The 18,824-nt window shown below is 43.3% G+C and carries 19 protein-coding genes and 1 other annotated feature; of the genes, 17 read left to right on the forward strand and 2 right to left on the reverse strand.

Features of this window, described 5'->3' with window-relative positions; genetic code table 11:
• The first annotated feature begins 1 nt into the window (after position 1).
• The 3 genes from V1498_RS07340 to V1498_RS07350 all read left to right on the forward strand — a co-directional run bounded on the left by V1498_RS07340 (position 2) and on the right by V1498_RS07350 (position 4,788).
• A complete protein-coding gene (locus V1498_RS07340) occupies positions 2–475 on the forward strand; it encodes a DinB family protein (protein ID WP_409297891.1) in 474 nt (157 codons plus the stop codon).
• 130 nt (positions 476–605) lie between these two features.
• Positions 606–845: a binding site (T-box leader), on the forward strand.
• 128 nt (positions 846–973) lie between these two features.
• Entirely contained in the window at positions 974–4,027 is a 3,054-nt protein-coding gene (gene ileS / locus V1498_RS07345; RefSeq protein ID WP_409299197.1) for an isoleucine--tRNA ligase, read from the forward strand.
• 185 nt (positions 4,028–4,212) lie between these two features.
• A complete protein-coding gene (locus V1498_RS07350) occupies positions 4,213–4,788 on the forward strand; it encodes an HAD-IA family hydrolase (protein WP_409297892.1) in 576 nt (191 codons plus the stop codon).
• Between the two features lie 118 nt (positions 4,789–4,906).
• Here V1498_RS07350 and V1498_RS07355 read toward each other — a convergent pair whose 3' ends face one another.
• A complete protein-coding gene (locus tag V1498_RS07355) occupies positions 4,907–5,461 on the reverse strand; it encodes an MEDS domain-containing protein (RefSeq protein WP_409297894.1) in 555 nt (184 codons plus the stop codon).
• 214 nt (positions 5,462–5,675) lie between these two features.
• On the opposite strand from V1498_RS07355, the gene V1498_RS07360 reads away from it, so the two are divergent.
• The 12 genes from V1498_RS07360 to V1498_RS07415 all read left to right on the forward strand — a co-directional run bounded on the left by V1498_RS07360 (position 5,676) and on the right by V1498_RS07415 (position 16,488).
• Positions 5,676–6,518, forward strand: coding sequence for a radical SAM protein (locus V1498_RS07360; RefSeq protein WP_409297896.1), 843 nt, complete (start codon positions 5,676–5,678; stop codon positions 6,516–6,518).
• Positions 6,519–7,133: 615 nt separating this feature from the next.
• The gene (locus tag V1498_RS07365; protein WP_409297898.1) at positions 7,134–8,045 is read left to right on the forward strand and encodes a DoxX-like family protein; all 912 of its coding nucleotides are present in this window, start codon (positions 7,134–7,136) and stop codon (positions 8,043–8,045) included.
• 2 nt (positions 8,046–8,047) lie between these two features.
• A complete protein-coding gene (locus V1498_RS07370) occupies positions 8,048–8,659 on the forward strand; it encodes a DUF4166 domain-containing protein (protein ID WP_409297900.1) in 612 nt (203 codons plus the stop codon).
• Positions 8,628–10,181, forward strand: a complete 1,554-nt coding sequence (locus V1498_RS07375) for a YndJ family protein (protein WP_409297902.1) — start codon at positions 8,628–8,630, stop codon at positions 10,179–10,181. The genes V1498_RS07370 and V1498_RS07375 overlap by 32 nt, the downstream gene beginning before the upstream one ends.
• Positions 10,182–10,273: 92 nt before the next feature.
• On the forward strand, positions 10,274–10,735 hold the full coding sequence (locus tag V1498_RS07380) for a hypothetical protein (protein WP_409297903.1): 462 nt from the start codon (positions 10,274–10,276) through the stop codon (positions 10,733–10,735).
• 693 nt (positions 10,736–11,428) lie between these two features.
• Entirely contained in the window at positions 11,429–11,911 is a 483-nt protein-coding gene (locus V1498_RS07385; protein WP_409297904.1) for a DUF2975 domain-containing protein, read from the forward strand.
• 11 nt (positions 11,912–11,922) lie between these two features.
• Positions 11,923–12,138 carry a helix-turn-helix domain-containing protein gene (locus V1498_RS07390; RefSeq protein ID WP_409297905.1) on the forward strand — a complete coding sequence of 72 codons (216 nt, stop codon included), beginning with the start codon at positions 11,923–11,925 and terminating at the stop codon, positions 12,136–12,138.
• Positions 12,139–12,186: 48 nt separating this feature from the next.
• Entirely contained in the window at positions 12,187–13,434 is a 1,248-nt protein-coding gene (locus tag V1498_RS07395; RefSeq protein ID WP_409297906.1) for a DUF4153 domain-containing protein, read from the forward strand.
• Between the two features lie 357 nt (positions 13,435–13,791).
• Complete coding sequence (locus V1498_RS07400) at positions 13,792–14,352, forward strand: hypothetical protein (RefSeq protein WP_409297908.1); 561 nt, start codon at positions 13,792–13,794, stop codon at positions 14,350–14,352.
• 315 nt (positions 14,353–14,667) lie between these two features.
• The gene (locus V1498_RS07405) at positions 14,668–15,669 is read left to right on the forward strand and encodes an aromatic acid exporter family protein (RefSeq protein WP_409297910.1); all 1,002 of its coding nucleotides are present in this window, start codon (positions 14,668–14,670) and stop codon (positions 15,667–15,669) included.
• Between the two features lie 30 nt (positions 15,670–15,699).
• Positions 15,700–16,191 carry a L,D-transpeptidase gene (locus tag V1498_RS07410; protein ID WP_409299199.1) on the forward strand — a complete coding sequence of 164 codons (492 nt, stop codon included), beginning with the start codon at positions 15,700–15,702 and terminating at the stop codon, positions 16,189–16,191.
• A gap of 99 nt (positions 16,192–16,290) precedes the next feature.
• A complete protein-coding gene (locus V1498_RS07415; RefSeq protein WP_409297911.1) occupies positions 16,291–16,488 on the forward strand; it encodes a hypothetical protein in 198 nt (65 codons plus the stop codon).
• A gap of 77 nt (positions 16,489–16,565) precedes the next feature.
• Here V1498_RS07415 and prli42 read toward each other — a convergent pair whose 3' ends face one another.
• Positions 16,566–16,661, reverse strand: coding sequence for a stressosome-associated protein Prli42 (prli42, locus tag V1498_RS07420; RefSeq protein ID WP_409297913.1), 96 nt, complete (start codon positions 16,659–16,661; stop codon positions 16,566–16,568).
• A 189-nt stretch (positions 16,662–16,850) separates the two neighbouring features.
• On the opposite strand from prli42, the gene mce reads away from it, so the two are divergent.
• Both mce and V1498_RS07430 read left to right on the forward strand, forming a co-directional pair.
• Positions 16,851–17,270, forward strand: coding sequence for a methylmalonyl-CoA epimerase (mce, locus tag V1498_RS07425; RefSeq protein WP_409299200.1), 420 nt, complete (start codon positions 16,851–16,853; stop codon positions 17,268–17,270).
• The gene (locus V1498_RS07430; protein ID WP_409297915.1) at positions 17,270–18,817 is read left to right on the forward strand and encodes an acyl-CoA carboxylase subunit beta; all 1,548 of its coding nucleotides are present in this window, start codon (positions 17,270–17,272) and stop codon (positions 18,815–18,817) included. Before mce ends, V1498_RS07430 begins: the two co-directional genes overlap by 1 nt.
• The last annotated feature ends 7 nt before the right edge of the window (positions 18,818–18,824 follow it).

Genomic DNA, 18,824 nt, shown 5'->3' on the forward strand with positions numbered 1-18,824 from the left:
TATGGAACTATTCAAGATTCAGTATGACTGGATCCAGCGGACAAGGGAAACACTATTCAGGTATTGTGAAGAGATGTCCCAGGAGCATTATGTCACAGAGCTCGAATCCTTCGGCGGTGATTCCATCCGCAGCCTGCACGTCCATACCGCCAATTGCTACCGGATTTGGCTGGGTGAACGTGCCCTCGGCAGGAAGATTCCCTATTTCGTGCCGGAGCAGACTGGCACGGTGGCAGCCATGCGGGAGGTTTTCCGGGAGACGGACAGCCTTGTACACGATTTTCTCGATGCATTTAAAGGATCCTGGGAGCAGACCGTGTCTATGCACTTGAGGGACGGGAGCATCTTTAAACCCACCGCCTTATGGCTTTTTACACATACCGCAACACATGAATTCCATCATAAAGGGCAGATTGTGAAGATCGGGAGGCAGCTTGGATACATTCCGCCTGATACCGACCTGATCGAATCTTGAGGGGCGGGGAGTGCTCTGATCATTTCCCGCGGGCACCGGCCGCCAATGGGAATCATATAAATATCATGAGGCAAAAATAAATGCTTGCTAAAATGAAATAAAAAGTGGTATTATAAACCAAATTATTCCATGAAAATCTATGAAGAGAACAAGTATGGATAAACGAACTTATACAGCGAACTGGGTATGGTGAGAGCCAGTGAGGGAATTTTTCCGGAAAAATCATCTCTGAGATGCAGGGCTGAAACACAGTAAGCGCTGACGGAGGTCCACCGTTAAAAGGAACGCGTATGATGGTACGTTGATAAGTGCTGCTGCAGGCTTGCGGCAGAATTTGGGTGGTAACGCGGGTAATACACTCGTCCCTTTTACAGGGACGGGTGTTTTTTTTTAGCTCTGTTCATCGCTGAATGATTTAACAGTGATTCAATAATGTAACAGAGAATTATATCTAGGAGGCGGCCTACAATGGCAGAAAAGGAAAAAGAAGCTGGAAGCATGCGCGAAAGAAGGATATTGGAGTATTGGGAGCAGGAACAGATCTTCCAGAAATCAGTCAGTAACAGAGACAGTGGAATTCCGTTTGTCTTTTATGAAGGTCCTCCCACTGCCAATGGGCTGCCTCATGCAGGGCATGCCCTGGGACGGACAATCAAGGATATCATCGCCAGGTACCATACGATGGGGGGCAGGCAGGTGATCAGGAAAGCCGGATGGGATACTCATGGACTGCCGGTTGAATTGGGTGTGGAAAAAGCACTCGGTATTTCAGGGAAACAGGAAATAGAAGCATATGGTGTCGAATCATTCGTTCAAAAATGCAAGGAAAGTGTGTTCTCATATGAAAAACAATGGAGGGAGTTCACAAGGAATCTGGGTTACTGGGTGGATATGGATCATCCTTATATGACCATGGACAATGACTATATCGAATCTATCTGGCATATACTCGGGACAATCCATGAGAAGGGCTGGCTGTACAAGGGACACCGGGTATCGCCTTACTGTCCGAGCTGCCAGACTTCCCTTAGCTCCCATGAAGTCGCTCAAGGCTATAAGGATGTCAAAGATTTGACCGCTACGGTAAAATTCAGGCTAAAAGCTGCTGAAGGGGTCTATGTCCTCGGCTGGACGACTACCCCCTGGACACTGCCGGCAAATGTTGCCCTTGCCGTGAATCCTGACTTTGACTATGTGAAGGTCCGGTGCGGCGAAGAAGTATACATCGTATCCCATGCCCTGGCAGAAAAGGTGCTTAAGGAACCATTCACCGTCCTGGACGTTATGAAGGGGAAGGACCTTATAGGACTGTCATATGAACCGCCTTTTGATTTTGCGAAAGTGGATAATGGACACAGAATCATTGGCGGAGACTTTGTGACGGAAGACAGCGGAACAGGCATTGTTCATATTGCGCCGGCATATGGGGAAGATGATTACCGCCTGGTCCAGGAAAATGGACTGTCCTTCATCAATCTTGTTGACGACAGGGGCAGATATATGGACGCCGTCACCCCTTTGGCCGGACAGCCGGTCAAGGAGAGCGATGTAGATATAGTAAAATTGCTTCACGATAAAGGACTTCTTTATCATAAGGAGAAATACGAACATACCTATCCGCACTGCTGGCGGTGCGATACGGCCCTGCTCTATTATGCAACAGAGAGCTGGTTCATCAAAACCACTGCCTTAAAAGAAGAGTTTATTTCAGAAAACCAAGGGGTGAATTGGTATCCGGAGCATATAAAAAACGGCCGGTTTGGGAACTTCCTGGAAGGCCTGGTTGACTGGAATATAAGCAGGAACCGGTATTGGGGCACTCCGCTTAACGTTTGGGTTTGTTCTTCCTGCAAGAAAGAAGTCTCCCCAAAAAGCATCAAAGAATTAAGTTCAAGAGCAAAAGGGAATGTCAGGGACCCTGAACTCCATAAGCCCTATGTGGATGAAATCGAACTTGCCTGCCCGTCCTGCGATGGGACCATGCAGAGGACTCCCGAAGTGATCGATGTCTGGTTTGACAGCGGCTCCATGCCATTCGCTCAATATCATGCGCCTTTTGAGAATGCTGAATTGTTCCAAAAACAATTCCCCGCGGATGTCATCGTGGAGGGAATTGACCAGACAAGAGGCTGGTTTTATTCATTGCTGGCGGTATCTATGCTTTATACAGGGCAGGCTCCATATAAAAATGTACTAGCGACTGGACATGTATTGGATGAACATGGCCAGAAGATGTCCAAAAGCAAAGGAAATGCCCTGGATCCAGTGGAACTGATGCAGGAGTATGGTGCTGATGCACTCAGATGGGCGCTTGTGGCGGACAGTGCGCCATGGAATCCGAAGAAATTCTCTCCACGTAATGTCAAGGAAGCAAGATCAAAGCTGGTTGATACGCTGTCGAGCATGCATCATTTTTATACTCTTTATGCAGAACTCGATGCATTTGATCCCGAAAGACATTCCAGTGATTCCTATACACTTATGGACAGGTGGATTTTATCCAGGCTGAATACGACCATCAAGCGGATGAAAGAAGAAATGGAGGACTATCAGGTAACCAGCGCTGCCAGATTAGGCGGAGCTTTTATTGAAGAAATAAGCAACTGGTATATCCGGAGAAACAGGGGCCGTTTCTGGGGCAAGGGCATGACTGACGATAAAATGGCGGCTTTCCAGACCCTTTTTACGCTGCTGCGGGACACAGCAAGATTGCTTGCTCCATTTGTCCCCTTTATTTCAGAGGAAGTGTATCATGACCTTCAAGGAGACAGCGTCCATCTTTCAGATTATCCTGAGGTCCAGACCGGGCTGATTGATGAAGAATTGGAAGATCGGATGGGGGCAGCAATGGAAATCGTCGAATTAGGCAGGAGCATCCGCCACGCCAGGCGGATAAAGACCAAACAGCCTCTGGCGAAAATGGTGATCGTGACAAACCTCCATGTAAACTCATTCAAGCCTTTTGAAGAGATCATCAAGGATGAATTGAACATAAAAGAAATTGAATGGGCAGATTCATCGAGTGAATATATCGCCTATAAATTAAAGCTGAATTTTAAATCGGCAGGACCGAAGCTTGGCAGGGCAGTGAATGAAGTGAATGCCCTGCTCAACCGAGCAGGTGCAGATGAAGCCAGTCAATTGATTACCGCTGGATCGCTTACTTTTGAACTGGAGGACTCTACCCGCATCACCCTGGAAACAGAGGATGTGGCTGTCCAAAAAACCGCTTCACTGCCTGGTTCCGCTTACGCTTCCAACGGTGACTTTACAGTTATCATGGACATCCATATCAGTGAAGAATTAAAGCAGGAAGGTCAGGTAAGGGATGTAATCCGGTTTATACAGGATCTGCGGAAAAAATACAACCTGCCTGTAGAAAAGAGAATCGACCTTTATATTTCCTGCTCTCCTGCCATCCTGCAAATAATCAGGAATCATGAGGAATTGCTCCGCAGCAGTGTAATTTTAAATCACATATATTTCTCAAGCACCGATGATATGGAAACCGCTGCTTTTGGAGAAGAAGAGATACGGCTCGGGATTTCCTGAATTAGCTGTATTAAACGGCCAGCTCTGTCCTTGGAGTAATGAACAATTCCAATGCGGCCGGCTTTAAGAAAGAGCCGGCTGCATTTCCACTGACTTGCTATATTGGGATCGTGCTCTACGGCACAGCCTGTGATAAAATAATCCTGGGAGTCTTAACGAAATAAAGAGGATTGAAGGTAGGAAGCTTGAACATTTTATGGGATTTTGACGGAACTTTATTTGATACCTATCCAGCATATACAAAAGTGATGAAGCAGGTTTTGGGAGAAGCAGCGGATGAAAGAGACATCCTGGCACAATTGAAAATTTCCTTTTCACATGCAATCCATTATTTTCAGCTGTCTGAAGACCAGATCAGCGAGATGAAACGGTTGAATCAATTGATATCCCCTCATGATATGAAACCCTTTGAAAGTGTGGAAAAAATATTAAAGCAGGCGGATAAGAATGTTATCATGACCCACAAAAGCAGGGCTGGGGTGACAGCCATCCTTAAACATTATGGCTGGGAGAAATACTTTGCCGACATGGTAACGATTGATGATGGTTTTCCAAGAAAGCCGGATGCCGCATCTTATGCTTATCTCCACAGGAAGCATCATATAGATCTTGTGATCGGTGACAGGCTTCTTGATGTATTGCCTGCAAAAGAATTAGGGATCCCGGCATGTCTGTTTCAAAACGAAGAAGGTGCAGCCGATTATCACCTTACGCACTATGCTCAATTTTCCGAAGTGTTTAAGATGAAGATTGATGCATGAGAATCATCCTGACTTTTTTAGCCCGGGAAGCGGTTTTCGAAAACTTGAAAATCCAAGAATATAAAATGGACCATCTGCTAAAGATGAGCCTGATTTCTATTAATATCTGAAGATCCAATCAGTTTACTTGATGATTGTTTTCATCACTTAGCAGGAGTTGGTGCGTGCCAAACAGGCCCATTTTCAGTTCCTCGCTCACTCTATTAGAATCATAGGCGCAGACAGAAAGAAGCCTGGCCTTGTTCACGATGCTGTCAGCATCACTTTCAGACTGAGTTAATTTCCTGGAAACACCATTTTCATCGCGCCACTCAATATGAGCCCAGCTGCGGACAACAGAACCGGGGGATGAACCATCTTCAAAGAGGCTTGGGAAAAATTCAAAGATAGAATTTGAACTGAAATCTCCCTTTGCATAATAAAAATCGAAATTATTAACGATTTTCACCTTATTAAGAGAGTCTGAATCCAATAGCGATTTTAATCTGCTTTGGATTAAGGGGGCAATCCGGTCATTTTCTATGATGATCGTATATTGATTTCGTTCCAATCCAGATAAAACGAAATCCACGATATTGGAGAGATACTTATCCTGGTTTTCGAAGAAATATAGTATATGACCTTCGGTGAGGCCTTTAATGTGTCCAATTTCTTTTAAATTCGTTATTTCCAAAAATACACCCCATTAAGTTAGCGGAATATAGACATAGTCCATCTTCCTTGAATTTTATCATATTAAAGTGATTACTTATATACAAAAATATCCCAATTAGAATTCTGCGCAGGTAGCAGGGGAGGTGTGCTTCTTTAACAGAGCTGGCAAGGCTTACGCTCCACAAGAAATTACTTTTGAAAAAAAGAATCCGGACAAAGGAGTGAGAAAGAGAATGGAGATAAAGGATATATGTTCAAAGAAAGTCCTGACAGAGGCAAAGGGGTATCTTGATGTGGGCTTTACCCATTCTTTGAATCCTTATAGCGGGTGTGCCTTCTCCTGCAGCTATTGCTATGTCCGGGAAATGCCGATCCAAAAGTTCAAGGAAATACCCTGGGGTGACTGGGTAGACATTAAAAGGAATGCTGCTGAAAATTATCGGAAGGAACTCGTGTCGCTTCGCAAAAAACAAAAGCCAGTGAATATCTTCATGTCTTCCGCAACCGACCCCTATCAGCCGCTGGAACGGGATGCACAGATAACCCGCGGCATCTTGAAGGAAATGATTGATAATCCGCCGGATTTTCTCCAAATTCAGACAAGGAGCCCGCTTGTGGCAAGGGATATCGATTTGCTGGTTCAGCTTGCTGAGAAATGCAGAGTAGTAGTATCGATGACCATTGAAACCGACCGGGAAGATATCAAGCGGATCTTTGCCCCAAAAGCACCAGGGATCAGGCTGCGGCTCAAGGCACTAAAGGAAATCCATGATGCCGGCCTATCCACACAGGCAGCCATCTCGCCTGTCCTGCCATTCACACCCGCTTTTCCGGAATTGCTCGCAGGGATAGTCGATCATATCTGGATCGATACACTGAATATAGGAGATGGAGCGATGGGCAAACGCTCTATGAGACTCGGTATGCCGCAATTATTCTCAGAATATGAGCTTTCTGAATGGTATCGAGATAATATCCATTGGGCTGTAGAGAAATACTTCAAAAAATACTTCAACGAGGGCATCATACGTGTGTCCAAACAGGAAGCATTTCCAACAAAAGAGCGGGAGCTATAGCCCGTCCATCATTCCTTTCAATAACATTTAAACCAGCTTAATATCTCCTCAACAAAGTCATGTTACATTAAAGCTGTTCGGATTATTAGCAGGATATTCTGAAACAGGATGGTGCCGCTATGATGTTGAAGAGGATAGTTGTTAATTTTATTCTGATCATGTCTCATTTCTACCTCGCATAAGAATACTAGCCGGTAAAAGCTGCAGCTGTCCATTGACGGCTTTTTTTGTGGAAAAGCGGCGGAACTGCATGTACTATGAGGCTTCCTGCAAGAGGGTGTGAACATAACCTATCTTTCTGGTATTCCTGCCTGCGCCTTGCTCCGCTCCACCGCCTTATTATGTTTGTCCTGCTCTTGTCTAGTTTCTTTCCATGCATGGGCTGCGAGCAGGAAACACATGCTTGTTTTTATTGTAAATTTTGAAGTTTATATATGATAATATACTTGGCTGATTGTGTAAATTTATCGTATAACTCATAATAAACATGTATTGTTTACAGAGAACATCTGACAGATAGCTCTTTGAGTCCATCATTTCGGTTATTGAGAGATAGAATACAGTCAAAGCGTCTTACGTTAACTTCACTGAGTAACTAATAAGGAAGTGCCGTCTATGAAAGCAAAACCCATTTATGTAGAAATTCCAATGAAGGCTGAAATTGAAGAGGTATGGGATAGGAGTCAGGATCCCAAACTCCATGAACAATGGGACCTGCGTTTTTCCTCCATAACTTATCTGACAAAAGAAAGTGAAGATGAGCCACAATCATTTCTATATGAAACGAAAATAGGATTTGGCCTCAAGGTTTCCGGCTGGGGAAAAAGCATGGGTACATATGACAAAAAGGATGGTTCACGAAGCTCTTCCCTTCATTTTGGCACCGATCAAAAGATATCCCCTATCCGGGAAGGCAGAGGGTATTGGAGGTACGTTCCGGCAGAAGAGGGCAGCACCTTCCTTACCCAATATGACTATGATGTGCGTTACGGAATAATAGGGCGGCTGCTGGATTTACTTTTCCGCCCGCTGATGGGCTGGGCGACGGCTCTAAGCTTTGATGTGCTGAAACGATGGATGGAAAAAGGGGAAGCTCCCCGCTCACAATATCTGCGTTTTTTTATCAGCGCCTTAATTTCCGCGCTCTTCTTCTTTGTCTGGTTTTACCAGGGCCTAGTTCCAAAGATCATTGAAAATCATCCGGCAGAGGTTTCTATGTTAAGCGGTTTATCTGCCATCCTCGGAGACTCCGCCATACAGGCTGTGATGATCATTGGTTTTCTTGAAATGCTTTTTGCTCTGCTTTGGTTGTTTTATCGCAAAAAGAAACATCTTATGGCTCTTCAGATGGTTATTTTTCCGGCATTGACATTTGCATCGATTGCTGCTGAGCCATCCATTGCTTTTCACCCGTTCAATCCCGTTTCCTTCAATATGAGTTTATGGATACTTTCCATCATCGGCTTTTTTGTATCCGCAGATTTACCTTCCGCATCCAGTTGTAAACGCCGTAGAAAGGAAGATTAATAGTGTCGATTTATCGCAGTATCTTAGGAAAAGACTTTGGGAGGCTTCATCCCAGACTTCAAGCCCGCTATGCCATTTCAATCGATGAGCCGTTTTATGCGGAGGGAATTATGTCGGTCATCAGAACCGGCCCTAAGTGGATGAAGCCCTTTTTGACTCTTGCGGCCCGATGGAAATTTCTTTTTCCAGAACAAGGGGAGGATGTACCGTTTTCTATCAGAAATACCTGCCGGTCATTGCCGCAGGGCGGAGAAGAGATCTATTGGGAGCGTTCTTTCTTTTTTCCCCATGTTACACGCCATTTTAATGCTTTCATGACCTTGGATCACAAGCGGGGGTTTGTGAAGGATTACCTGGGGGAACCCAGCTTCTTTTATTCCGATTTGCTCTTTGCGGTAACAGAGGAAGGGCACCTTCAAATTTGCTCTGGATCGCAGCGATTTGTGGCAGGCAGAATGGAAGTCCCGATTCCACGGCAGCTGATGGGCGCTGTAACGGTGGAGGAAGGCTATGACGACGAGAAGCAGGTATATACAATCAAAGTCGACATTCAAAACCGCATAGCAGGGAGGCTGATGGCTTATGAAGGAGTGTTTAAGGCGAAATCTCTTTAACTCTACGATATTAGCCGGGTTCCTCCTTTTCCTTGCAGCAAGCCTTGCGGCCGATTCCCCCTATCTGCTCATGCTGACTGCTGCACAGCTCGTTTTCGTACCGCTGGTGCTGAGGCAGATCATTGTAATGGATAGGAGATATACCCTGTTTATATGGATTGGGATGATTTCCATTGCCTTGTGGCATTTCTTTTCAACTGATCCATGGAAGATTGTGTGTGCTGCCGTCTATCTGGTATTTACCTTAACGGTGGCAATGTCCGGGCTGCGCCGCTTTTTGAACCGGGGCTTTGTGAATCTGGCGGAATTCTCGATTGATCTGGGAATGATGTACTTATTTATAGGTGGTCTTTGGTTCTTCGTTTATACCGCTCGGATTGAAACAGGCTTCAGTCCGCTGATTACCTGGCTGACTGCCATTCATTTTCATTACTCTGCGTTTTTGCTTCCCGTCTCGCTGGGACTTTTTGGCCGCTTGCACGATTCGAAGCTTTACCGGGGGATTGTTCCTCTCATCCTGGCAGGACCGATGCTTGTTGCCATCGGCATTACGTTTTGGCCGATACTGGAATTGCTTTCAGTCCTGGTATACATCTTTGCCCTATACAGCTTAATAATCCTCGCATATCGGACAAAATTTGCTGCCCGTCTGCAGGGTGTATTCATCCGTCTGTCCTACAGTGCGGTCGGCGTCACGATTTTATTTTCCATGCTGTATGCAGCCGGGGGCAGTCTTGGTGGATACAAAGTCAGTATTGATTTTATGCTTGCTTTCCATGGGTTTGTAAATTGTGTCTGTTTTGGGCTGTTCGGGGTTTTAGGCTGGAGTATCGCGGTCCCTCCGGCAAGGCTTGTAAACTGGTCTTTTCCAGTAAGCAGAGTCAGGGGAATGCTGACACAGACAGGAAGCCCTGTCCAGGGACTGGTGGATGACATGGCTCTATTTGTGGATACCTCTGTATTGCCCCGGACCATCACCCATTTTTATGAAAGCACCGATCAATACCGCTTATTTGCCAGCGTAAAATGGACACCATGGTTTAAACCATTTGCTGTCATTTATAAGCTCATCAGCAGACAGATCCAGCAATTGAACCTGCCTTTATCAGGAAGAACGAGTGAAATGACGGGAGAAATCAAAGCTGTTGATTCATTAGTAGATGGCAGGTACCGCCCGAGAGCCTGGATAAGGAAGGTCAGGAATCAGACCGTGTTCACGGCAATTTATTCGCACCATGAAACGGCAGGGAAAGTATATATGAACATTGCCCTTCCGCTGCCTTTTTCAACCATGATCGGCATCCTGGAGCTTGAAGAAAAGGACAAATCCCTTATTCTCTCAAGCAGCGGAGAAGGTGACCCTGGCATATATCTTGCGGTGGGCAGCAGCCTGTTCCGGCTGCCATTGTCCGAACGTTTTCAGATTGAGGAGAAACAAGCAGGCGTTCTGGCGGCGCACCATAAGATGAAGATTTTTGGTGTTCCCTTTTTAGAGATTCACTATCATATTGAACATAAATGAACTAGTATTTTAGCCGATGAGTTTCTTACACGATAGCGGCGATGCCGCAGGGGTCCATATCTTTAAATTAAGCCCAATCAGGAGGGTGAACCATGACAGAAATCGCATTTTTAGCTTCTTCCAAACCTTTTTTAATCCCTGAGGAAATTGAAGAATATAACAATCGACGAATATTTGAACGGGAGGAAGATGCTGTCTTTTTCACTGTGTGGGAACTTGATGAGTACTGGGTGCGAAAAATAGAGGAACTGTTTACCATGCCGTATGTTTATCAAGTTCATGGACTCGGAAACCGATTATTTCTGACATATGTAGAAAAGTACTTGAAAATGGGAGACGTTATAGAAATTTACGCGGTGCCAAATCAGCATGCATTCGATGAGTATAAACAGAATATGCTGAGGCATCCGGAGCCTGTTGAGATTAACATTGGAAGCTGTACGTATAAAGATAGCTATGGTTCATCTAAACTCAACCCTAAAAGGCTGCGTGAAGATCTTGGCAGCCGCAATTATATTTCTCATCTTGGAATTGCGACTTTTTTAAATTATTGATGAAAGGCTCTTTTCGCATATATGGTTGACTATTGTATAAGGAAGTGGATTTCCACTGCAGGCATTAACTAACTTTAATAGCAGCGACCTTGTATTAACTGCCGTATTGGCATTGTTTATGAATGCCTATAAAATCTGGACAGTTCAATATGACCCGCCCATGGTAATGACTTTTTCCCCTTTATCGATGATGAAATTGATAATAGTAATGGCTTTTTCAGAACGTCCTTCGACTGCAAAGGTTATATCACATCCAAAGAAACCAAACCTTATTGAAAAGATTTTAACTCCGAGGAAGATTGTAAGTCTATGTGCTTAAGCTAACGGTGGCATTCCTTAATGAAGGGATGCCTTTTACTCTATTGAACAAACAGGCAGCATTCCTGAATAATTGAAAATGAGTTTGAAGTTTGTAAACTACGTACTTAAGCAATAGGCTGCGTTAGTTGAAAATCGGATGGCTATTTCGTCAGCTTTTTTCGGTTGTTCAACTAAAGAGCAGGTTAGCTATACAAGTTATAAATTTAATGGTTTAAAGTTATAGAGCATTTCATTGAATAAGGAATGCTTTTTATTTTTGCTTAAAATAAATAACATACAATAAAAATGTTGTTTAATTTAATAAAAAATTATTGATAAACGATAAAATACATATTAAAATCAAAATCAGTACAAATAAGTGAGGTGCTTTTTATGGTAAAAGTAACAACGTTGTTTTTAAAAATAGCTGTTATTCTTTTAGGAGTCCCAGTTCTTGCTCTGTGCATCTTTTTGGTGCCTGAGATGGCGAATATTGCAGTAAAATTACTTCCAGGGTTTGCTTTTATAAAATATCTCGTTTTCATCGCTTTTGATGCATCGGCGATACCTTTTTACTTTGCTTTGTATCAGGCATTCAAACTCTTACGCTATATTGACAAAAATAAAGCTTTCTCCAATTTATCTGTAAAAGCTTTAAAGAAAATCAAATACTCTGCCATCACAATCAGTATTTTGCATGTGTTAGTTTGGCCGCTCTTCTATATCTTTGCGGAAGTAGATGACTCACCAGGGGTTATCTTTGTCGGACTAGTTGTTCCTTTTGCTTCGATGGTTATTGCAGTCTTTGCGGCTGTTCTCCAAAAACTTTTACAAGAAGCAATTAATATTAAATCAGAAAATGATTTAACGGTCTGAGGTGAATAACAATGGCAATTATTATCAATATTGATGTGATGTTGGCAAAAAGGAAAATGAGCGTAACAGAACTTTCGGAGAAGGTTGGAATAACAATGGCGAACCTTTCTATATTGAAAAATGGAAAGGCAAAGGCGATTCGATTATCCACTTTAGAGTCAATTTGTAAGGCTTTAGAATGTCAGCCTGGAGATATTTTAGAATATAAAAGTGACGATTACCGTTAAACATTGTGGAGGGAACTTAATATAACAATTATTAGAGGAAGTGTAACTATGGACATTAACAATTTGATTATTGAAAATATCGCTAACCCTCATGAGCTGGAGAGAATGTATAGAAAAGACCCGAAAGCTTTTAAAAAGTCATTCCCATACGCATTGGAAAAAAATCCTGATTCTCAGGTTCTTGGTGTTTGGTATGAAAGATTGCATTTCAAGGAGACGGCAAATGCAGAAAAATCTTCCTTGCTTCAAAAAGGTTTCTTATTCATGGGCATTTTAGCCATTCTGGCCGGGATGAGCACCAGGATCATTTGGCATTTTGTCGAACAAGAAGCAATTGCTCCAATTAACCTGGCTTTTGGTATAATTCCCTTTATTGCTGCCTATTTTGTTTACAATAATACTCCGAAAAAAAGTGTTATTTATTCCCTTGCAGCGTTGTTCCTAATTTCCGGGTTTTATCTTAATATGCTGCCATTAAATTATAATGACAGTATTATCCTTGCTTATTTACACCTTCCCATATTCTTATGGGTATTGGTGGGACTTGCATTTACAGGGAATGAATATTCAAAAGGCAGTGCAAGATTAGCCTATATTAAATTTAATTTGGAATATGGTATTCTCTACGCCAGCATGGCAGTAAGCGGAATGGTACTAGCAGCATTAACCATGAAGTTATTTAGCTTTGTTGGCTTGGATATAGAAGACCTCTATTTTAGTAATGTCGTTTTATTTGGTGCTGCCGCTCTCGCTATTGTGGCTGCATATCTGGTATCAATGAATCTTAAACTTGCTAAGAATATTACACCATATTTAGCTAAAATTTTTAGTCCTCTTGTCCTGGTCACATTGATGGTCTATCTTATAACGGTTATATGGGTCGGGAAAAATCCATTCTTGGACCGCAATTTCTTGATAGCCTTCAACGGAATACTTCTTGGTGTATTGGCCGTTACCATATTTTCCATTATCGAGAGTGACTCAGACGAGAAAAAGAACATTTCAGATCACATAAATTTTTCCTTAATTGTTCTTACGCTTATCATTGACAGTGTGGCTTTGTCAGCCATCGTGTTCAGACTTTCTTCTTACGGAATTACGCCTAACAGACTTGCTGTTTTAGGAGTAAACATACTTATTTGGGCAAATCTAATTTGGATTATGCTCTCCTATATGCGTTTTCTACAAAACAAATCCGGACCTTCAACTATCCAAGATGCCGTTACTAAGTATTTGCCGGTATACGGACTTTGGGCAGCTTTCGTTACATTTTGTTTTCCTATAATTTTTAATTAGAAAGGCTCTGTTAACGTAACGAAAAGCTAATTTTCTAGAACGTATAAAAACCTTAGAACCGAACTATACAGCTTTTTAGTTTTTTTATACAGAGTTGCATAGTTTTGGCTTTTTTTCATTACTAAAGTTAAAAAGAGGGTATTCAAACTAGAAGACATAATATATTATTGCAGCTGATTCTTTAGAAAATGACCAGTATCATGTCTCCAACTAAAAAGGACTTCATGAAACCAATTTGACAGGCTAATCTTAAAGATAATTGATGAACTCCGTAAAAACTGCAATTAATTACTTATCGCCAGGTTAGATAATCGGCAGAAAGTAAATAAGATTGGAAATAGTGGTGATAATATTCTTATGAAAACATTATTACCAGTAAGGAAAATACCTGGTTTCAGACTTTTACTTCTAATTTTATTGGTGTTTTTTTCTGTTACTGGTTGCAATTATATTGAACATGAAGAAGCAATGAAGAAAGTTAAATCAACTGATCTTTCCAGTGAATCCATTGGTGGAATCAAGATAGGTGTGTATATGAAAGATGTCGAACTCCTTCATGCTGGCAATCCTTTTAAACCACGCCCTGAAAATGACGAGTATGAGCGGAATTACGATCAATATTACAACAAGTATTTTGAACTTGGAATCCACAAACCATCGTCGGAGATTTTATATGTATCTACAGGAGAAAATAAAAAGTACTCAACTAAAAAAGGAATAAAAGTAGGAGCCTCTATTGAAGAAGTTAAGAAAGCCTACGGACAAGATTACTTCATTTATACAGACAGAGAACAAAAAATATATGAAATTGGATATGTAGATCGTGAAAACAATATTGAATTGCACTTCACCTATTTAAACAAAAAGGTAGACGGAATATATTTGGGTTATGCATTTAATAGAATAATATGGTACTAATTTTCTGTTTTCATATGTAGTTATATTCCTTTAATATTAACTCATACACATGAATGGCAACGGGACAGCCGCGAAGAAGTAATAAGCTAATACTCTCTCTGAGCATTGCTCCTTATTAGTCTCTTCGGGGCTTTTAATTTGAATCTGATGGAGTCATTCAGGTTTTACTTCCCGCCCTATTTTATCACCGAGAAGAAAAATAAAAGAATCGCCCATACCGCTAGGATAGAACTTAAAAATCTGCGCGATTTACTGTAATTTCACCTCCTTTTACTGGTATGATGGGTTAAATACAAATATGGGAGATTGAAAAGCTTGAGAATTGGATACAGAACCTTGAAAACAGCAGTCGGAACCGGCTTGGCCATCTTTATTGCTCAGCTGGCCGGTTTGAATAATTTTGCTTCGGCAGGGATTTTGACCATTCTATGTATACAGGTTACAAGAAAGAGGTCCCTCCGTACATCATGGGACCGGATGCTTGCCTGTCTTCTGGCGATGGCTTTTTCCTCGTTATTCTTTGAATTATTTGGCTACAATCCCCTTGTGATCGGTGTTATGCTTTTAGTCTTTATCCCGGTGACTGTTGCGCTTGGCGTGCAGGGAGGGATCGTAACGAGCAGTGTAATCATTCTTCACTTTTATTCCTCACAGCACGCATCCTGGAGCCTGGCCGTTAACGAAGTGCTCCTGATTTCCATTGGAATTGGTGTAGCCTTGATTATGAATCTCTATATGCCGAGTGTGGATAACCAATTGATGAAATACCAGGAGGAAGTGGAGAAGAACTTTGAGGTGATCTTCAAGGAGATTGTCGTCTATCTAAGGACAAATGAAAATCTTTGGACAGGGGGGGAGATTACAGAAACGACCCGCCTTTTGTCAGAGGCTAAATCGCTTGCGCTTAAAGAGGTGGAAAACCGTGTGCTGAGGAATGAAGACATCTTTTATTCCTATTTTAAAATGCGCGACAAACAGTTCGATATCATTGAAAGGATGCTGCCGCTCGTTTCTTCTATCCCGTCAGCCATTGATCAGGGACATAAGGTGGCGGATTTTATTGAGGAGCTGAGTGATCATATTCATCCTTATAATACTGCCTATGTTTATATTGATAAGCTTGAGGAGCTGCGGCGGGATTTCAGGGAAATGGAGCTTCCTAAGACAAGGGAGGAATTCGAGATCCGGGCGGCGCTGCTTCAGCTTGTGAAGGAGCTTGAAGGGTATCTGGCCATCAAGGATGCATCCCGGGGGTTTCCGACACATAAAACGAGAATTAAACCAAAACTTCAGGAGAAGACTAAGGAAAAAGCTTAGGTGGCGATTTTCGTGAAGTTATCAAAGTATATTCTGGTTGTCGTTTTGGCCTTCGGTTTTTTAGCCCCAACTGTGCATGCACAAACTAAGCCATTTATTATTGTAAACAAAAAGTCGCATCAGCTCGCATACGTGAAAGACGGAAGAATACAGCAGGTCTACAAGGTGGCGACCGGCAAGACGAAGGAATTGACGCCGGAAGGGTTATTTACGATCATAGTAAAAGCTGTGAACCCTTATTACAGGAAGAAAGATATACCCGGCGGAGACCCGCGCAATCCGCTTGGAACCAGATGGATCGGCTTTAATGCAAGAGGGACGGATGGGAGAGAATACGGAGTCCATGGCACAAACCAGCCCTGGCTTGTGGGGACAAGCGTTTCCTCAGGCTGTATCCGGATGAGGAACCAGGATATCGAAAAGCTGTATCCCCTTATTCCGATAGGTTCAAAGATACTGGTAATAAACTCCCCAAAAAGTTTTCAAGAGCTGATTAAGCAATATCAAGGCCTGCAGCAGTAATTAAAAAGGGGGATGACTCACGAAGTCATCCCCCTTTTTTAGATAACATGGTAAATATTCTCATTTCGTATGGTATACTGTATAAAAGGAGTGGGTGCCATGATATGGATCGGCCTCTTTGGAGCGATGGCTCTAATATCTGGAGTAGCTTCCTATATTCATAAACGGAGGAATTCTTCCCTGCCCGACATTGAACATGGAATCAAGAATGCATCCGATTCACAGCAGATCTATACAGAAAGCGCGTTGCAGAACGCTAAACACAATGATTTTAACCAGTTTGGCAGCGGATCTTAAGGACCTGACCCGGTCCTTTTTTCTTATAATGCAAAGCAAAACCCGCCGGAAAGGCGGGTTTTTACTTTCTTCCTTATTTAAAATACCAGGCTCACACCGGCAAGCAGGGTTGTTACCAGCATTGTGATCAGCATGATGTAAACGATAATTTTCTGTGTTTTTTTTCTTCCCATTCAACATCTCTCCCCTGAAGAAAAATTCTCCTCCTATTTTAACTGTATTTCCCCTTTCTGACAAGCTGCTATAAGAAAACCCCATTGATGCAGGATTTGCCCAAATAAGATAGAATATTTATTAAAGTTCGACAAAATAAGCGCTTACATAAATGTGCTTTCCATAACGGCGGAGGTATTATGATGGGAATAATCCAGGATATTAATCATATTGGGATTGCGGTTAAATCGATAGAAGCTTCTCTTCCTTTTTACAGGAATACACTCGGCCTCAAGCTTGAGGGCATGGAGGAAGTGGAGTCTCAGCAGGTGCGGGTTGCCTTTTTGCTCGCGGGCAATACAAGGATTGAGCTGCTGGAAGGACTGTCAGAAGATAGTGCCGTCTCCCGTTTCATCGATAAAAAAGGCGAGGGCATTCACCATATAGCACTCGGAGTTAAAGACATTAAAGCTAGGATTAAAGAGCTGCAGGAACAGGGAATCAAAATGATCGATAAGGAGCCAAGAAAAGGGGCGCACAGCTCGGATATTGCATTTATGCATCCTAAAGCAGCAGGCGGCGTCCTATTTGAATTATGTGAGCCAAGTCTCGGGGAGGAACAAGACTGATGGACATCTATGAAAAGATTAATGAGCTTTATGATAAGAGAAGAGAAATTGAACTCGGAGGAGGAGACGAAAGAGTCGCGAGGCAGCATGAAAAGGGGAAGCTGACAGCCAGGGAACGGATTGATCTCCTGCTGGATCCAGGTTCCTTTGTAGAACTGAATCCTTTCATCAAGCACCGCTCGACGGATTTTGGAATGGATCAAGTCAAGGGTCCTGGTGACGGGGTGGTAACTGGTTATGGAAAAGTGGAAGGAAGGCCGGTATATTTGTTTTCACAGGATTTCACCGTCTTTGGCGGAGCCCTGGGAGAAATGCATGCCCAAAAAATCGCAAAAGTCATGGACATGGCTGCCAAGAATGGGGCTCCCTTCATCGGCTTGAATGATTCGGGCGGTGCGAGGATTCAAGAAGGCGTGGTTTCACTGGACGGCTACGGACATATCTTTTACCGCAATGCTGTCTATTCGGGAGTCATTCCCCAGATTTCCGTCATCATGGGCCCCTGTGCAGGCGGGGCTGTCTATTCACCGGCCATTACCGATTTTGTTTTCATGGTTGAGAAGACAAGCCAGATGTTCATCACAGGGCCGAAGGTAATTGAAACGGTAACAGGGGAGAAAATCAGCTCTGAAGATCTTGGCGGGGCAAGGGTGCATAATACCATTTCGGGTAATGCCCACTTTGGCGGGGAAACAGAGGAAGAAGTGCTATTGATGGTACGGAGGCTGCTAAGCTATCTTCCTGCCAATAATAATGAAAAATCCCCGATTGTCCCTTCAGCGGATGAAGATGATTACCGTCCTGATCTTACGGATAAGATCCCATTTGATGCCATCAGGCCCTATGATGTCAGGGTGGTCATAGATGAAGTGGTCGACAGCGGCTCTTTCATGGAAGTTCAAAAAGATTTTGCCCGCAATATTGTTATCGGGCTTGCCCGCATTAAAGGGGAGACGGTAGGACTCATTTGCAATCAGCCGAAGTTTTTGGCAGGAGGCCTTGATATCGATTCATCGGATAAGGCAGCCCGGTTCATCCGGTTCTGCGACAGTTTCAACATCCCGCTGATCACTTTTGAGGATGTTACCGGATTCTTCCCGGGAGTCAAACAGGAGCACGGGGGAATCATCCGTCATGGAGCGAAGATCCTGTATGCCTACTCGGAGGCAACCGTACCTAAGATGACCGTTATTCTCCGGAAGGCATATGGAGGCGCATATGTCGCACTGAACAGCAAGTCGATCGGCGCCGACCTGGTCTATGCATGGCCCAATGCAGAGATTGCCGTGATGGGGCCGCAGGGCGCGGCGAATATCATTTTCGCCCGGGAGATCCAAAACAGCGAGAACCCTGAAGAAGCACGGGTTAAAAAGATAGAAGAATATCGTGAGAAATTTGCAAATCCATACATCGCGGCTGGACAGGGGATGGTCGATGATGTGATTGATCCGCGGGATACGAGGATTGTCCTTATAAAGGCACTTGAAATGATGCGGAACAAACAAGAGGTGCGGCCGAAGAAAAAGCACGGAAACATCCCGCTGTAGGAACACC

The organism is Paraperibacillus marinus (genome assembly GCF_046237605.1).
In the GTDB taxonomy this organism is placed as follows: Bacteria; Bacillota; Bacilli; order Bacillales; family DSM-1321; genus Paraperibacillus; species Paraperibacillus marinus.

What these genes read in the sequence shown, in the direction of transcription:
- V1498_RS07365 (WP_409297898.1), top strand. Translation starts at nt 7,134, where the DNA reads ATGAAAGCAAAACCCATTTATGTAGAAATTCCAATGAAGGCTGAAATT.
- V1498_RS07360 (WP_409297896.1), top strand. Translation starts at nt 5,676, where the DNA reads ATGGAGATAAAGGATATATGTTCAAAGAAAGTCCTGACAGAGGCAAAG.
- ileS (WP_409299197.1), top strand. Translation starts at nt 974, where the DNA reads ATGCGCGAAAGAAGGATATTGGAGTATTGGGAGCAGGAACAGATCTTC.
- V1498_RS07385 (WP_409297904.1), top strand. Translation starts at nt 11,429, where the DNA reads ATGGTAAAAGTAACAACGTTGTTTTTAAAAATAGCTGTTATTCTTTTA.
- V1498_RS07395 (WP_409297906.1), top strand. Translation starts at nt 12,187, where the DNA reads ATGGACATTAACAATTTGATTATTGAAAATATCGCTAACCCTCATGAG.
- V1498_RS07340 (WP_409297891.1), top strand. Translation starts at nt 2, where the DNA reads ATGGAACTATTCAAGATTCAGTATGACTGGATCCAGCGGACAAGGGAA.
- V1498_RS07430 (WP_409297915.1), top strand. Translation starts at nt 17,270, where the DNA reads ATGGACATCTATGAAAAGATTAATGAGCTTTATGATAAGAGAAGAGAA.
- V1498_RS07400 (WP_409297908.1), top strand. Translation starts at nt 13,792, where the DNA reads ATGAAAACATTATTACCAGTAAGGAAAATACCTGGTTTCAGACTTTTA.
- V1498_RS07375 (WP_409297902.1), top strand. Translation starts at nt 8,628, where the DNA reads ATGAAGGAGTGTTTAAGGCGAAATCTCTTTAACTCTACGATATTAGCC.
- V1498_RS07390 (WP_409297905.1), top strand. Translation starts at nt 11,923, where the DNA reads ATGGCAATTATTATCAATATTGATGTGATGTTGGCAAAAAGGAAAATG.
- V1498_RS07415 (WP_409297911.1), top strand. Translation starts at nt 16,291, where the DNA reads ATGATATGGATCGGCCTCTTTGGAGCGATGGCTCTAATATCTGGAGTA.
- prli42 (WP_409297913.1), bottom strand. Translation starts at nt 16,661, where the DNA reads ATGGGAAGAAAAAAAACACAGAAAATTATCGTTTACATCATGCTGATC.
- V1498_RS07380 (WP_409297903.1), top strand. Translation starts at nt 10,274, where the DNA reads ATGACAGAAATCGCATTTTTAGCTTCTTCCAAACCTTTTTTAATCCCT.